Source organism: Kitasatospora sp. NPDC088264, assembly GCF_040685715.1.
Lineage (GTDB): Bacteria > Actinomycetota > Actinomycetes > Streptomycetales > Streptomycetaceae > Kitasatospora.
This window is the reverse complement of the sequence record NZ_JBFBIR010000028.1, coordinates 29,044-43,621: the sequence shown is the minus strand read 5'-3', so window position 1 is coordinate 43,621 and position 14,578 is coordinate 29,044. Positions and strand designations below refer to the sequence as shown.

The following is a 14,578-nucleotide window of genomic DNA, read 5'->3' as shown; positions in this document are numbered from 1 at the left end:
CGCGAGAACGAAGGCGACCCCCGATGGGCTTCACCAGCCACCCCACCCTCCCCTGGAGCGAGCTGCACCGCCGCCTGACCGGCGCCGTGCCGGACCGTACGGTCGTCCCCCTGCGCCGCCCCGCCCAGGAGGAGCCGGCCCCCGGAGTCCCCGGAGCCCCCGCCCCCGGAGCCCCCGGCGACGGCGGCGAGCCCTGGGCCGAACTGCACGTCCACTCCGCCTTCAGCTTCCTGGACGGCGCCAGCGACCCGGAGGACCTGGTCGCCGAGGCGGCCCGGCTGGGCGTGGAGACGCTGGCGATCACCGACCACGACGGCCTGTACGGCGCGGTCCGGCTGGCCGAGGCGGCCCGGGGGACGGGCGTGGGCACCGCGTTCGGCGCCGAACTGACGATCCGTCACAACGGCGCAGAGGTGGAACACTTGCTGGTCCTGGCCCGAGACCCGGCCGGCTACCGCCGACTGTCCGCCGCGATCGCCGCCGCCCAGCTGGCCGGCGGCGCGAAGGGCCGCCCGGCGTACGACCTCGCGGCACTGGCCGGGGCGCACGACGGGCACTGGGCGGTGCTCACCGGCTGCCGCCTCGGCCGCGTCCCGGCAAAACTCGATGACGGCACGGCCGGGCACCAACTCCGCACCCTGACCGAGGCGTTCGGCCGCGACAACGTCCACGTGGAGCTGATCGACCAGTGGCTTCCCGGCGACGACCGGCGCAATGACGCCCTCGCCGCGCTCGCCGCCGAGCAGGGCCTCCCGGTGGTCGCCTCCACCAACGCCCACCACGCCGGCCCGGCCCAGGGCCGGCTGGCACAGAGCCTGGCCGCGCTGCGCGGTCGCCGCACCCTCCAGGACGCGGTCGGCTGGACGCGGGCCGCGGGCACCGCGCACCTGCGCTCCGGCCGGGAGATGGCCGCCCGGCTGGCCCGCTTCCCGGGGGTGCGGCGGGCCACCGCCGAACTCGGCCGTTCCTGCGCCTTCGACTTCACCAGGCTGGACCCGGAGCTCCCGGGCTTCCCCGTCCCGGAGGGCGAGAGCGAGATCAGCCACCTGCGCGCCCTGGTCGCCGCCGACGGCCCGGTCCGCTTCGGGCCCGGCAACGCCGCCGCCCGACGCCAGCTGGCCCTGGAACTGGACGTCATCGAGGACCTCGACCTGGCCGGCTACTTCCTGATCGTGCACGACATCGTCGACTTCTGCCGGAGCCAGGACATCTGGTGCCAGGGCCGCGGCTCGGCCGCCAACTCGGCGGTCTGCTACGCCCTGGGGATCACCGCCGTCGACCCGGTCCACTACAAACTGCTGTTCGAACGCTTCCTGTCCATCGCCCGGGACGGCCCGCCCGACATCGACCTGGACATCGAGAACCGCCGCCGCGAGGAGGTCATCCAGTACGTCTACCGCCGCTACGGCCGCGAGCACGCCGCGCAGGTCGCCAACGTGATCACCTACCGGCCCCGGCTGGCGATCCGCGACGCGGCCAGGGTGCTCGGCTACCCGCAGGGCCAGGTGGATGCGTTCAGCCGGCAGACCGACTTCCGCTCCGCGCCCGGCGCGGACGCCGTGATCCCCGCCGACGTGCTCTCGCTCGCCGGCCAACTCCACGGCCTGCCGCGCCACCTGGGCATCCACTCGGGCGGCATGGTGCTCACCAGGGAGCCGATCGGCGAGATCTGCCCGACCGAGTGGGCCCGGATGCCCGGGCGCTCGGTGCTGCAGTGGGACAAGGAGTCCACGGCCGGCGCCGGGCTGGTGAAGATCGACCTGCTCGGCCTCGGCATGCTCGCCGCGCTGCACGACGCCTGCGACCTGGTCGCCGAGCACCACGGCCTGCGCTACGACCTGGCCACCATCCCGGACGGCGACGCGGGCGTGTACGCGATGCTGCGCCGGGCGGACACCGTCGGCGTGTTCCAGGTCGAGTCGCGGGCCCAGATGGCGACGCTGCCCCGGCTCAAGCCGGACCACTTCTACGACCTGGTGGTCGAGGTCGCGCTGATCCGGCCCGGCCCGATCCAGGGCGGCTCCGTCCACCCGTACCTGCGCCGCCGGGCGGGCGCCGAACCGGCCGGCTGCCCGCACCCGTTGATGGAGAACGCGCTCGGCAAGACCCTCGGGGTGCCGCTGTTCCAGGAGCAGATGATGCAACTCGCCATCGACTGCGCCGGGTTCACGCCCGCCGAGGCGGACCGGCTGCGGCAGGCGATGGGCGCCAAGCGCTCGCACGAGCGGGTCGCCCGGCTGCGCGAGCGGCTGCTCGGCGGGATGGCCGAGCGCGGCATCCCCGAGGAGGTCGCCGAGGACGTCTACGGCAAGATCGAGGCGTTCTCCAACTACGGCTTCCCGGAGAGCCACGCGATCAGCTTCGCCTACCTGGTGTACGCCAGCGCCTGGCTCAAGTACCACTTCCCGGCGGCCTTCACCTGCGCCCTGCTGGCCAACCAGCCGATGGGCTTCTACTCGCCGCTGAGCCTGGTCGCGGACGCCCGGCGGCACGGCGTGCGGGTGCGCGGGGTGGACGTCAACGCCAGCGCGCCGCGCCCCACCCTGGAGCCGCACCGGGGGCCGACGCCGGAGCCGCCGCTGACCGCGGGCCGCCCGCAGCCGGCGATCCGGCTGGGCCTGGAGACGGTGCGCGGCATCGGCGCCCCGCAGGCCGCAGCGATCGCGGCCGGTCAACCGTACGCCGACCTGGAGGACTTCGCGCGCCGTACCGGTCTGCCCGCGCCGGCGCTGGAGGCGCTGGCGACGGCCGGCGCCTTCGACTGCTTCGGACTGACGAGACGTCAGGCGCTGTGGACCGCCGGTGCGTTCGCCGGTATCTCGGCCGCACTGATCCCGGGGACCACCCCCGGGACGGAGGCGCCGCCGCTGCCCGGCATGAGCCCGGTCGAGGAGACCATCGCCGACCTGTGGGCCACCGGAACCTCCGCCACCAGCCACCCGCTCCAGCACCTGCGCGCCCGCCTGGAGCGCGGCGGCGCCCTGTCCGCCGCCGAACTCCCGGACGCGGCACCGGGATCGGAGGTGGTGGTCGGCGGCCTGGTCACCCACCGGCAGCGGCCGCCGACGGCCGGCGGGGTGCTCTTCCTCAGCCTGGAGGACGAGACCGGCCTGATCAACGTGGTCTGCAACCGCCCGGTCTGGGAGTCCCAGCGCCGTACGGCCCTCGACCGGGCCGGCCTGCTGGTCCACGGCCGCATCGAGCGCGACCGCGGCGCCACCAACCTGATCGCCACCCGGCTCACCCCGCTGCGGATCGGACTCTGAGCGGGGCAGGGGGGTGGCCTCCAGGCCTGCCGTCCGCACCGCCGCAGATGGCGACCCGGTCGGCTCAGGCGGGCGTCCGCCCCTTGCCCGGGGCGCCGGCGAAGACCTGGGCGATGGGGAGCCAGGCGGTCGCGGTGGGGCCGGTGGCGGTGAGGGCGAGGTCGTCGCGGTGGCGGCGCTGGGTCACCAGGAGGCAGAAGTCCAGGGCCGGTCCGGTCACCCGGTCCGTGGCGCCGTCCGGCCCGAAGGTCCACAGGCCGCCGTCGGGCGCGGTCAGTTCGAGCCGGACGGGCGACTCGGGGGCGGGCAGCCCGTGCAGGGTGAACGCGAAGCCGAGGGTGCGCAGCCCCAGGTGGGCGATGTGCCGCAGCCGGGCGGTGGGCTCGCGGGCGGCGCCGAGCGCGTCGGCGACGTCCTGGCCGTGCGCCCAGGTCTCCATCAGCCGGGCGGTGGCCATCGAGGCGGGCTTCATCGGCGGGCCGAACCACGGCAGCCGGGTGCCGGCCGGGGTGGCGGCCAGTGCGGCCGACACCTCCTCCCGGCCGGCGCGCCAGCGGGCGAGCAGGTCCGCGGGTGCGGCGGCCGCGCCGCCGGCCGCGCCCTCGTCCACCGGGTCGACGCCGGCGGCCGGCAGCGTGCCGAAGCGCTCGTCGCGCGCGGCGGCGAAGCCGTCCGCGTCGCGTGCGGCCAGCGCCGTCCAGTCGTCGGTCCAGGCGAGGTGGGCGATCTGGTGCGCGATCGTCCAGCCCTCGGCGGGCGTCGGGCGCGCCCAGCCGGCCGGGTCCAGCCCGGCCACCAGAGCGTCCAGCGCCGCGCTCTCGGCCCGCAGGTCGTCCAGCAGCGCGGTCAGGACGTCCGCCGCGGGCGTCGTCGGGGCGTTCGGGTCCGTCATCGGTTTCCCTCCTTCCGGGTCCGGCGCGTTACCCGCCGGTAAGCCACGGCCGCACCCTACGCCCGGCCCGGCCGCCGCGCCCGCCACTCCGTCGAAGACGCGGGGAACACCCACGTCAGCACTCTCGCCAGCGGCCGTGCCGCGTGTGACAATCTCGCGATGACAAGGGCGAAGACGGGCCCCGGGGCCGCGGACACCCTCACCACCCCGGCGCACCCGGACGATCCCGGGCTCGCCGCCCGCGCCGCCGAGTTGGTGCGGGACGCCGTGCTCGGCGACCTCGCGCGGCGGGTGGTGGCCGAGTGCGGGGCCGACGTCGGACTGGTCGGCGTGCCGCAGCCGCCGTCCGGACCCCGGGGGAGCGACGCGGGCATGGTGCTGCGCCACTGGGCCGGCACCCGGGCCGACCTGCTGCACGACCGGGCCGTCCCGACCGGCACCGGCCTGGGCGGGCGGGCACTGGCCGAGCGGGCGCCCAGCTGGGTGCCCGACTACCGTGCCGCCACCACGATCTCGCACGACCACGACGCCGCCGTCAGCGCCGAGGACCTGTACGCGATGCTCACCGTGCCGCTGCTGCACGGCGACACCGTGTACGGCGTGGTGTACGCGTCGCTGCGCGCCGTCGTCCCGTTCGGGGACGTGCGGATCGCCGCCGTCGGCGAACTGGCCGCGACCGCGACCCGGGCCCTGGCGGGGGCGGCCGCCTGGCGCTCCGCGCCGCCCCGACGGGCCGCCCCCGTACGGCCGTTGACCCCGCGCGAGCACGAGGTGCTGCGCTGGGCGGCGACCGGCCGGACCAACCCGGAGATCGCCGCCCGGCTGGGCCTCACCTGCAACACCGTGACGGGCTACCTGAAGTCCGCGATGCACAAGCTCGGTGTTCGCAACCGCACCGAACTCGCCCTGGCGGCGCGCGAGTCCGGCCTGGTCGACCGGTGAGCGCACCCGGTCGGCCGGTGGGCGTACCCGGTCGGCCGGTGGCGGGCCTCAGCCGACCTGCCGATCCCGCCCCGTCCAGTACGGCTCGCGCAGCCGGAACTTCTGTAGCTTCCCGGTGGCGGTCCGCGGCAGGGCCGCCCGGAACTCCACCGAGGTGGGCGACTTGTAGCCGGCCAGCCGCTGCTTGCAGTGCGCGATCAACTCGGCCTCGGTGACGGCCTCCTGGCCCTCTCGGAGGACCACCAGCGCCTTGACGGTCTCGCCCCACTTCTCGTGCGGCACTCCGATCACCGCGGCCTCGGCGACCGCCGGGTGGCCGTACAGGCAGTCCTCCACCTCGATCGAGGAGACGTTCTCCCCGCCGCTGATGATGACGTCCTTCTTCCGGTCCGAGATGGTCAGTTGGCCGTCCTGGCCGAGGACGCCGCCGTCGCCGGTGTGGAACCAGCCGTCCCGCAGGGCGTCGGCGGTGGCCGCGGGCTGCTGCCAGTAGCCGTCCAGCACGGTGTTGGAGCGCACCAGGACCTCGCCGGAGGCGTCGACCCGCAGCCGGGTGCCGAGCGCCGGGGCGCCCGCCTGCACCAGCTTCTCGGCCCGTTCGGCGGCGGGCAGGGCGTCCCACTCGGCGCGCGAGCGGTTGACCGTGACCGCCGGGGAGGTCTCGGTCAGGCCGTAGAGCTGCATGAACTCCCAGCCCAGCTCGGACTCGACCTGCTGCACCACCGAGGTCGGCGGCGGCGCGCCGGCCACCACGATCCGCACCCGGTCCCGGCCCGGCACCGGGCCGTCCCACTCGGCGGCCGCGTCCAGCACCATCTGGACCACGGCGGGCGCGCCGCTGAGGAAGGTCACCCCGTGCCGCTCGACCCGGCGCAGGATCTCCGCGCCGTCCACCTTGCGCAGCACGATGTGCCGGGCGCCGAGCCCGGTGAGGGCGAACGGCAGGCCCCAGCCGTTGGCGTGGAACATCGGCAGGGTGTGCAGGTAGACGTCCCGGTCGCCGACGCCGTAGTGCAGGCCCATCAGTACCGCGTTCAGCCAGATGTTGCGGTGGGTGAGCTGAACGCCCTTGGGGCGGGCGGTGGTTCCGCTGGTGTAGTTGATCGTGGCGGTGTCGTTCTCGGCGATCTCGTACCGCCGGGGGGAGTTGTCGAAGTCGTGCAGCAGCGCGTCGCTGTCCGCGCCGAGCACGAACTTGTGCTTGGCCGCCACCCCGTCCAGCGCGTCGGCGAGTTCGGGGTCGACCAGCAGGACGGACGCGCCGCTCTGCTCGACGATGTACGCCACCTCCTCGGCCTTCAGCCGGAAGTTCACCGGGACCAGCACCCGCCCGTGCCCGCTCACCCCGAACAGGGAGGTCAGCAGCCGGGCCGAGTTGTGCGACACGACGGCGACCCGCTCGCCCGGCCCGACGCCCAGCCGGTCCAGCCCGGCCGCCTGCGCCCGGGCCAGTTCGGCGACCCGGCGGTAGCTCAGCTCGCCCCAGGATTCGGCCGGCTGCACCGGCTCGTCGACGATGCCGACCCGGTCGCCGTAGACCAGCTCGGCCCGGTCGAGGAAGTCCATCACGGAGAGTGGAATCTGCATGCGCCCACTGTCCTCTCCCGGCCGCCCGCCGGACACCCCCGATCGGGGGTGTCACCTGCGGAAGGGCGGAAGGAGGGTGAAAGTCGGGCGGAAGGGGCGGATTCCGTCTGCTGAGCCCGTCGCGAACGGACGGGCGACCAATGCGGTGGGCCGGCCGGCCTCCTGCTGGGAAGATCGCGGCGAACGGCCACACACCCACGGGGAGAAGCACCATGAGCGACCGACGACCCGGGCACCCTCCACGAGGCCGGGGGACTGCGGTGACCGCCCCCGCCACCGCGCACCCGAGGGCCGAGGGCCTGCTGCTGCGCCCCTTCGAGGACGCGGACGCACCGGCCCTGATAGCGGCGTACCGGGACGAGACGCTGCGCCGCTTCACCCGCGTCCCGGTGGGGAACGCCGAGGAGGCCGCGCACTGGCTCGGGTTGCAGTACCGGGGCCGGGCGGAGGGCCGCCGGTACAGCTTCGCGGTGCTGGAGCCCGGCACGGGCGAACTGCTCGGCAACGTCGCGCTCAAGCGCGGCACCCCGGGCGGGGAGGCGGCCGAGGTGGGCTACTGGACGGCGGCCGCCGCCCGCGGCCGGGGGGTGGCCCCGCGCGCGGTGGTGGCGCTCACCGCCTGGGCCTTCGACGTGCTCGCCGACGATGGCCTGGTCCGGATCGACCTGCTGCACCAGGTGGACAACCCGGCCTCCTGCCGGGTCGCGGAGAAGAGCGGCTACGCCTTCCAGGAGGTGCTGACGGCCTTGCCGCCGGAGTTCCCGTCGGACGGTCACCGGCACTCCAGGAAAAGGCTGGACGGAACCGAACACGGCAGGTCAGAGTAGCCGGATGGGATCTCTGGTACGACACGTGACGATCGACTGCGCCGACCCGTACGGCCTCGCGCAGTTCTGGGCCCAGGCGCTGGACGGCACCCTGGCCGAGGACGACAACCCGGGTGACGAGGAGGCGGTGGTGCAGTCCGCCGGCGCCTCGCTGCTGTTCATCCGGGTGCCCGACGGCAAGTCGGTGAAGAACCGGGTCCACCTCGACCTCCAGCCGCAGGACCGCAGCCGGGACGAGGAGGTGGAGCGCCTGGTCGCGCTCGGCGCGACGGTGCTCGGCGACCACCGCACCCCGGACGGCAAGGGCTGGGTCACCCTGGGCGACCCCGAGGGCAACGAGCTGTGCGTCGAGCGCAGCCAGGCCGAGCGCATCGCCACCGGCAACGCCTGAGCCAACGCCTGAGCCAACGTTCGGGCCACCGCCTGGGCCACCGCCTGAACGAACGGCCGCCGAGTCCACGAGGACCCGGCGGCCGTTCGTTTCGCCCCGCCCGGTGCACCCGTCACACGACAGGCCGATGTCTCGGGCCGTCGCAGTGGAACCGTCCGATAATCGAACCTGGCTGATGCCACGTCGCGGCGATTTTCCCCGACCCCACCACCCGAGAGACAGGCAGGTACCCCATGGCCAGGATCGCCGTGATCGGCGCCAACGGCACCATCGGCAGCGCCGCCGTCGCGGAGGCGGCCGCGCGCGGGCACGAAGTCACCGCGGTGGTCCGCGACCCGGACCACTACCGGGGTGAGGCGGCCTTCGTCGAACGCGCGGACGTCCTGGATCGGGCCCAGGTGGCCCGGGTGGCGGCCGGCCAGGACGTCCTGGTGAGCGCGGTCGGCGGCGGCGACGGCCCGGGCCACCTGGCGCTGATCGAGCCGGCCGCGCGGTCGCTGGTGGAGGGCCTGCGCTCGCTCGGCGACGCCGCACCCCGGCTGATCGCGGTCGGTGGCGCGGGCAGCCTGGAGACCGCGCCAGGGGTGCGGGTCTGGGACGCGCCGGGACTGCCGGAGCCGGTGCTGGAGATCATGCACGCGCACGGCGCGGCGCTGGACTACTACCGGGCGGTCTCCGACGTCCGCTGGACGGTGCTCAGCCCGGCCGCCGAGATCGGCCCGGGGGAGCGGACCGGCCGCTACCGGACGGGCCTGGAGCAGCTGCTCACGGATGCTGCCGGGCGCAGCCGGATCTCGGTGCCGGACTACGCGGTCGCCCTGGTCGACGAGGCCGAGCAGCCCGAGCACATCGGCGAGCGCTTCACCTGCTGCGCGCTGTGACTCTCGGTTACGGCGAGCCCGGTCAGCCCAGCTGGATCGACCGCTTGGCGAGCCCCATCCAGAACCCGTCGATGACGCTGCGCTGGCTGCCGAGGTCGGCCTCACCGGCGCCGAGGGTGACGAAGAGCGGGGCGAAGTGCTCGGTGCGCGGGTGGGCGAGCCGCCCGGCGGGGGCCTTGCGCTCGAAGTCGAGCAGCGCGTCCAGGTCATGGGCGTCCAGGGCGCGCCGGCCCCAGTCGTCGAACTCGGCCATCACCGAGCTGATCCGGCCGTCGTTGCTGAGCGCCCGCAGGTTGTGGGTGAAGAAGCCGCTGCCGACGATCAGCACGCCCTCGTCGCGCAGCGGGGCGAGCCGGCGGCCGATCTCCAGCAGTCGCTGCGGGTCGAGCGTGGGCATGGAGATCTGGAGGACGGGGATGTCGGCCTCCTGGAACATCTCCACCAGCGGGACGTACGCGCCGTGGTCGAGGCCGCGGTCGGGGATGTCCTGGACGGGCGTGCCGGGGGCGCGCAGCAGCTTGCGGACGCGGTCGGCGAGCGCCGGTGCGCCGGGAGCGGCGTACTGGACCTGGTAGTAGTGCTCGGGGAAGCCCCAGAAGTCGTACACCAGCGGCACGGTGGTGACGGCGCCGAGGGCGAGCGGTGCCTCCTCCCAGTGGGCGGAGACCATCAGGACGGCCTTGGGCCGGGGCAGGTCGGCGGACCAGGCGGCCAGTTCGCCGGGCCAGACCGGGTCGTCGGCGAGCGGCGGCGCGCCGTGCGAGAGGTACAGGGCGGGCATACGCTCGGGGGCCGCGGTGCTCATGGCGTCCTCCTCCTGGGTCGAACGGAACGGGTGGCTCAGAAGAGTAGTTCAAATTTGAACCTCTACTCGCTGACCGTACACCTTCGTTCGAATTTGAACAACAGGAGTAGACTTCACCACATGTCCACACTGAACGAACCCCGCTGGCTGGACCAGGACGAGATGGCTGCCTGGCGGGGCTTCGTCGTCGCGAGCAACCTGCTCAACCGCCGACTGGAGCGCCAGCTCAAGGAGGACTCCGGCCTCTCGCACCAGCAGTACGAGATCCTGGTGCACCTGTCCGCGGCCCCGGCCCACGCGCTGCGGATGACCGAACTCGCCGACAAGCTGGTCACCTCCAAGAGCGGCCTCACCTACCAGGTCACCCAGCTGGAGCGGATGGGCCTGGTCGCCCGCCGCTCCTGTCCCAGCGACGTGCGCGGCGTCATCGCCGAACTCACCGACCAGGGGCGGGAGTCGCTGCGGCAGGCCGCACCCGGGCACGTCGCCCTGGTCCGCGAGCTGCTGATCGACGTGCTCACCCGCGAGCAGCTGGCCGTGCTCGCCGAAAGCCTCGGCGAGGTCAGTGCCCGGCTGCGCCTCGACGACACACCCTGAATTCCTGAAGCCCCGAGCCCCTCAGTCGGTCCCCCCCCCGCGCCGCTCCCCGCAGCAGCAACTGCCGCTCCCGTTCGGCGATCTACCGAGCCGGAGCCGGAGCCGGAGCCTGAGCCCGGGCCCGGGCCGGCTGCGGGGCGCAGAGCAGGGCGGTCCGCAGGTCGAGCCGGTCCCGCAGCCTGGCCAGGCTGCGGCCGGTCAGCTCCTCGATCCGGCGGATCCGGTAGTGCACGGTGTTGACGTGGATGCACAGCGCCTCGGCCGTCCGCGCCCACGAGCCGTCGTGGTCCAGGAAGACCGCCAGGGTGCCCAGCAGCGAGACGCTGTTCTCCCGGTCGTGGGCGGCCAGCGGGGCCAGCAGCCGGACGTGGAAGGCGGCCGTCACCTCCGGCGGGATGCCGCGCAGCAGTCCGTCCAGCGAGTCCAGTTCGGCGGCGCTGCCGACCGGGCCGGCCGAGCCCTCCAGGACGTAGCGGGCCTGCACCAGCGCCGCCCGCAGTGCGGCGGGGGCGGGCGGGGCGGCCGGGCCGACGCCGACCCGCAGGGTGCGCCGGCCGGTCAGCCGGCTCTGCAGCGCGGGCCGGGCCCGGCGCAGCCGTTCGGCGACCTGCTCGACCGGCGCGGCGACCAGCGCGGCGGACCGCCCGTCGCGGTCGGTCCCGGCGGCGTACGGCGCGCCGAGCGAGTGCAGTGCCTCGGCCAGTGCGTGCGCCGCCCAGGCGGCGGGCGGGCCGTCGCCCGGCGCGGCACCCGCCTCGCCCGCCCGGCCGCCGTCGATCCGCGCGGTGACCGCCACCAGCGACTCGGCCCCGCCCAGCCCGCAGGCGGCGAGCGGCTCGGTGAGCCCGGCCTCCCCGGCGAGCGCGTCCAGTAGCCGCCCGGCGGCCCGGCGCCGCGCGCTCGCGTCGGCGTGGGCACGGGCGGCGAGCGGGGCGAGCAGTTCGGCCAGGGACTGGAGCGCCGGTTCGGCCGCCGCCGAGCGCAGGTGCGGGCGCAGCCGCCAACCGTCGAACGGCGAGCCGTCCTGGGGCCCGACGGGCAGCCCGGTGTCGCCGCGCCCGGCGGGCGGGACGGATGCGGCGGTGGTAGGTGCGGCATTGGCGGGTGCGGGTGCGGGTGCGGCGGTGGCGGCGACGGCCCGGCCGCCGGCGGTGGTGATCGAGCAGTCCGGTACCCCGAGCCGGCCGACCGCGTGGGCCAGCACCTCGCCGGCCCCGGCGTCCGCGTGCAGCAGGTCGAGCAGCTCGTGCCGGACGGTCTCCGGGATTGCCGCGGTGTCCTGGGCGCCGGCCCGCAGGTCCCCCCAGAGCCGCAGGTGGACGCGGTCGGTGACGGCGCGGAAGCTGACTCCGGCGGGCACCGTCAGCAGCGGGATGCCGTGGGTGCGACAGGCGTCGGCGAGGCCGTCCGGGACGCTGCCGTGGGTGCCCTCGCCGGCCAGCAGCGCCGCCACGCCCGCGCTGCGCAGGGCGGTGGCGAAGCGCAGCGCGCCGGAGGCGTCGGCGGGCCGCCACCAGACCAGGCCGGTGAGGACGAGTTCGCCGGGCTGGAGGTAGCGGGCCGGGTCCTGGAGGTCGGTGGAGCTGAGCCCGGTGACCGGGCGGTCGAGCAGGTCCGGGGTGCCCCAGGCCAGGCGGATGTCCAGGTCGTCGAGGTGCAGCAGGTCGCCGACGATCATCTCTCGCTCATCTCGCTCTCGCCCTTGTGTGCCGCGCCCGGCTGTGCCTCGCAAGTGCAAGGTTCAGGTGCTCGTGGGCATCGTAAATGCAAGTCATGCGGCAGTGATTCTTCTTGTCGGATCATCCAGCGTGGGCCCCTCGGCGGGTGTGCGGAACCAGTCGTCCACCCGATTGCGGTGCTGCTTCCAGCGGTTTCCGCCGGCTTCGATCGGCTTCCGCCGGTGCGGGGCGCGTCGAGCCGTCTCCTCGGACATGCCCGCCCGTGCCATCGCAGCTGCTGGCGGTAAGCGGCTTCACCCATCGCAGATACCGCTGAAATCATCCTTTCGGTGCCGCAGCTGCGAATGCCCGGGCCCTCCCTCGGGTAACCCCCTCCCGGGTCGCGGCGGCGCGGCCCGGGAGGAGGGAGCGCCATGACCCCGTCGAGCCCCACCGTCCGGTTGCACGGCCACTTCGACCGGCCCGCCGAGCTGTCGGTCGACCAGCTGCGTGCCCTCCCCGCGCACCGCGTCGAGGTCAGCTTCGACTGCCTGGCCGAGGGCGAGCAGCGGCACGACTACGAGGGGCCCGCGCTCTGGGACGTGCTGCGCGCGGCCCGGCCCCGGATCGACTTCTCCGGCCGCAAGCAGCGGCTGCGCTTCCTGCTGTCGGTCAGCGGCGCGGACGGCCACCGGGCCGTCGTCTCCTGGGCCGAGATCGACCCCGACTTCGGTGGCCAGCGGATCCTGCTGGCCACCAGCATGGACGGCGCCCCGCTGGACGCCGCCGGCCCGCAGCTCGTCGTCCCCGACGACCACTGCGGCGCCCGCTACGTCAGCGGGGTCACGGCCGTGTGGCTCGGCCCGCTGGGTGAACCGGCGGCCTGAGCCCCGGCCGCGGGCGGGCCTTGTCCCCGCCCCGGGGCCCGCTCTCGCCGAGTGCTCCGCGGTGGAGCATCGTCGCTGCTCGGAGGGGGTGCGGGCGATCGCGGGGAATACCGGAAAACAGCTCGCCGGATGCCTGTTTCCGTGCCAACATGCCCCATATGGGGACGATTCTGCACGGCACCCTGGTGACCCTCCGCACCGCCGACACCGACGACATCCCGGCGCTCGCGGCCATCCGCGGCACGCCCGAGGTGTTCGCCCGCTGGCGGGGCGGTGACGACCTCGCCGACGCCGTCGCCAGCGACCTGGAGGAGCCCGACACCGAGACCCTCGCCGTCGAGGTGGGCGGGAAGATCGTCGGCGCCATCCAGTGGTACGCCAACAACGACGACGAGTACCGGCACGCCGGCATCGACATCTACCTCGACCCGGAGGTCCACGGCGTCGGCCTCGGCACCGACGCCGTCCGCACGCTGGCCCGCCACCTCGTCGACCACCACCACTACCACCGGCTGATCATCGACCCGGCGGCCGACAACACGGCCGCGATCCGCTGCTACGCGAAGGTCGGCTTCCGCTCCGTCGGCACCATGCGCCAGTACGAGCGCGGCCCGGACGGCACCTGGCACGACAACCTGCTGATGGACCTCCTCGCGGACGAACTCCGCTGACCGGTGCGCCCGCGCGGTGGTGGGCGGCCCGGCAGCGGCTCGACCGAACCGGAGCGCGCGTGACGCGGAGTCAGATCACGGCTGCGCCCGCGGTCGCCCGCTCCGGCGCCGGGCACCCGCAGGTGCGTCGCAGCACCAGCCGGGCCGGGAAGGTCCGCGCGCCGGTGGAGCGCCGCTCGGCCCCGCCGAGGACCAGGTCCACCGCGGCGCGGGCCATCTCGTCCTGCGCGGTCGCGACGGTGGTCAGCGCCGGGCCGGCGATCACCGCCTCGGCGATGTCGTCGAAACCGGCCACCGCGAGCTGCTCCGGCACCCGGATGCCCAGGTCGTCGGCGGCCCGCAGCAGGCCGATCGCCTGGTCGTCGGTCGTGCAGAACACGGCGGACGGCCGGTCGGGCCGGGCCAGCAGGGCGAGCGCCTCGGCGTGCGCCCGGACGCGGTCGAACGGCGCCGGCACCAGCCGCCCCTCGGTCGCCAGCCCGGCCTCGGCCAGCGCGGCGGCCCAGCCGGCCGTCCGCCCGGTGACCGGGTCGTGCGGGCTGAGCGCGAGGGTGCCGCCGAAGCAGTGCACCTCGGCGTGGCCGTGCCCGAGCAGGTGCCGGACCACCTCGCGGGCGCCGCCCTCGTCGTCCGCCACCACCGCGACGCCGTCGGCGGTCTCCGCCCGGTGGTGCAGCAGCACGACCGAGGTGCCGTCACCCACGTCGAAGCCGGTGAGCCCGGGGGTGGCCGGGTCCTGGGTGACCAGGATCAGCCCGTCGACCTGCATGCCGAGGAACGCGCGGATGTAGTGCGCCTCGCGCTCGTCCACGTAGTCGGAGTTGCCGATCAGCAGGAGCCGGCCGTGGTCGGCGGCGGCCTGCTCGACGGCGTGCGCGAGCCCGGCGAAGAACGGCTGGCGGGCGTCCGGCACGACCATGCCGAGCAGGTTGGTCCGCCGCCGTGCCATCGCCTGGGCGACCCGGTTGGGGCGGTAGCCGAGCTCCTCGACCGCCGCGAGCACCCGCGCCCGGGTCGCGGGCGCCACCGGCCGCGGCCCGTCGTTGATCACATAACTCACGACCGCCGTGGACGTCCCCGCCACCCGCGCCACATCGTCCCGTGTCACCCTCGCCATGCCCGCGAGCCTACACAGCGCCTCCGACGGCTCCGGGCTGCCGTCGCCGCCGGACGC

At 74.9% G+C, this 14,578-nt stretch carries 13 protein-coding genes; 8 read left to right on the top strand and 5 right to left on the bottom strand.

From position 1 onward, the window contains the following. Positions 1 to 23 precede the first annotated feature (23 nt). Positions 24 to 3,266, top strand: a complete 3,243-nt coding sequence (locus AB0O82_RS21970; RefSeq protein WP_363585661.1) for an error-prone DNA polymerase — start codon at positions 24 to 26, stop codon at positions 3,264 to 3,266. 64 nt (positions 3,267 to 3,330) lie between these two features. On the opposite strand, the gene AB0O82_RS21965 is transcribed toward AB0O82_RS21970, so the two are convergent. Further along, entirely contained in the window at positions 3,331 to 4,158 is an 828-nt protein-coding gene (locus tag AB0O82_RS21965; RefSeq protein WP_363585660.1) for a TIGR03084 family metal-binding protein, read from the bottom strand. A 159-nt stretch (positions 4,159 to 4,317) separates the two neighbouring features. On the opposite strand from AB0O82_RS21965, the gene AB0O82_RS21960 reads away from it, so the two are divergent. Then, the gene (locus AB0O82_RS21960; RefSeq protein ID WP_363585659.1) at positions 4,318 to 5,100 is read left to right on the top strand and encodes a LuxR C-terminal-related transcriptional regulator; all 783 of its coding nucleotides are present in this window, start codon (positions 4,318 to 4,320) and stop codon (positions 5,098 to 5,100) included. 48 nt (positions 5,101 to 5,148) lie between these two features. Here AB0O82_RS21960 and AB0O82_RS21955 read toward each other — a convergent pair whose 3' ends face one another. Next, a complete protein-coding gene (locus AB0O82_RS21955) occupies positions 5,149 to 6,687 on the bottom strand; it encodes an AMP-binding protein (RefSeq protein ID WP_363585658.1) in 1,539 nt (512 codons plus the stop codon). 260 nt (positions 6,688 to 6,947) lie between these two features. Between AB0O82_RS21955 and AB0O82_RS21950 the strand changes: the two genes are divergently transcribed. The 3 genes from AB0O82_RS21950 to AB0O82_RS21940 all read left to right on the top strand — a co-directional run bounded on the left by AB0O82_RS21950 (position 6,948) and on the right by AB0O82_RS21940 (position 8,786). Next, positions 6,948 to 7,514, top strand: coding sequence for a GNAT family N-acetyltransferase (locus AB0O82_RS21950; protein ID WP_363585657.1), 567 nt, complete (start codon positions 6,948 to 6,950; stop codon positions 7,512 to 7,514). Between the two features lie 4 nt (positions 7,515 to 7,518). Continuing rightward, complete coding sequence (locus AB0O82_RS21945) at positions 7,519 to 7,905, top strand: VOC family protein (protein WP_363585656.1); 387 nt, start codon at positions 7,519 to 7,521, stop codon at positions 7,903 to 7,905. 233 nt (positions 7,906 to 8,138) lie between these two features. Then, positions 8,139 to 8,786 carry an NAD(P)H-binding protein gene (locus AB0O82_RS21940; RefSeq protein ID WP_363585655.1) on the top strand — a complete coding sequence of 216 codons (648 nt, stop codon included), beginning with the start codon at positions 8,139 to 8,141 and terminating at the stop codon, positions 8,784 to 8,786. Positions 8,787 to 8,808: 22 nt separating this feature from the next. On the opposite strand, the gene AB0O82_RS21935 is transcribed toward AB0O82_RS21940, so the two are convergent. Next, complete coding sequence (locus tag AB0O82_RS21935; RefSeq protein ID WP_363585654.1) at positions 8,809 to 9,591, bottom strand: class III extradiol ring-cleavage dioxygenase; 783 nt, start codon at positions 9,589 to 9,591, stop codon at positions 8,809 to 8,811. Between the two features lie 129 nt (positions 9,592 to 9,720). On the opposite strand from AB0O82_RS21935, the gene AB0O82_RS21930 reads away from it, so the two are divergent. Next, a complete protein-coding gene (locus AB0O82_RS21930; RefSeq protein WP_063350998.1) occupies positions 9,721 to 10,188 on the top strand; it encodes a MarR family transcriptional regulator in 468 nt (155 codons plus the stop codon). 82 nt (positions 10,189 to 10,270) lie between these two features. Here the strand turns inward: AB0O82_RS21930 and AB0O82_RS21925 are convergent, their stop codons facing one another. Continuing rightward, the gene (locus AB0O82_RS21925) at positions 10,271 to 11,866 is read right to left on the bottom strand and encodes a PucR family transcriptional regulator (RefSeq protein WP_363585653.1); all 1,596 of its coding nucleotides are present in this window, start codon (positions 11,864 to 11,866) and stop codon (positions 10,271 to 10,273) included. 414 nt (positions 11,867 to 12,280) lie between these two features. Here AB0O82_RS21925 and AB0O82_RS21920 point away from each other — a divergent pair, with 414 nt between their 5' ends. Then, positions 12,281 to 12,733, top strand: coding sequence for a molybdopterin-dependent oxidoreductase (locus AB0O82_RS21920; protein ID WP_363585652.1), 453 nt, complete (start codon positions 12,281 to 12,283; stop codon positions 12,731 to 12,733). 158 nt (positions 12,734 to 12,891) lie between these two features. Next, complete coding sequence (locus tag AB0O82_RS21915; RefSeq protein WP_363585651.1) at positions 12,892 to 13,404, top strand: GNAT family protein; 513 nt, start codon at positions 12,892 to 12,894, stop codon at positions 13,402 to 13,404. 70 nt (positions 13,405 to 13,474) lie between these two features. Here AB0O82_RS21915 and AB0O82_RS21910 read toward each other — a convergent pair whose 3' ends face one another. Continuing rightward, positions 13,475 to 14,521 carry a LacI family DNA-binding transcriptional regulator gene (locus AB0O82_RS21910; protein WP_363585650.1) on the bottom strand — a complete coding sequence of 349 codons (1,047 nt, stop codon included), beginning with the start codon at positions 14,519 to 14,521 and terminating at the stop codon, positions 13,475 to 13,477. Positions 14,522 to 14,578: the final 57 nt, after the last annotated feature.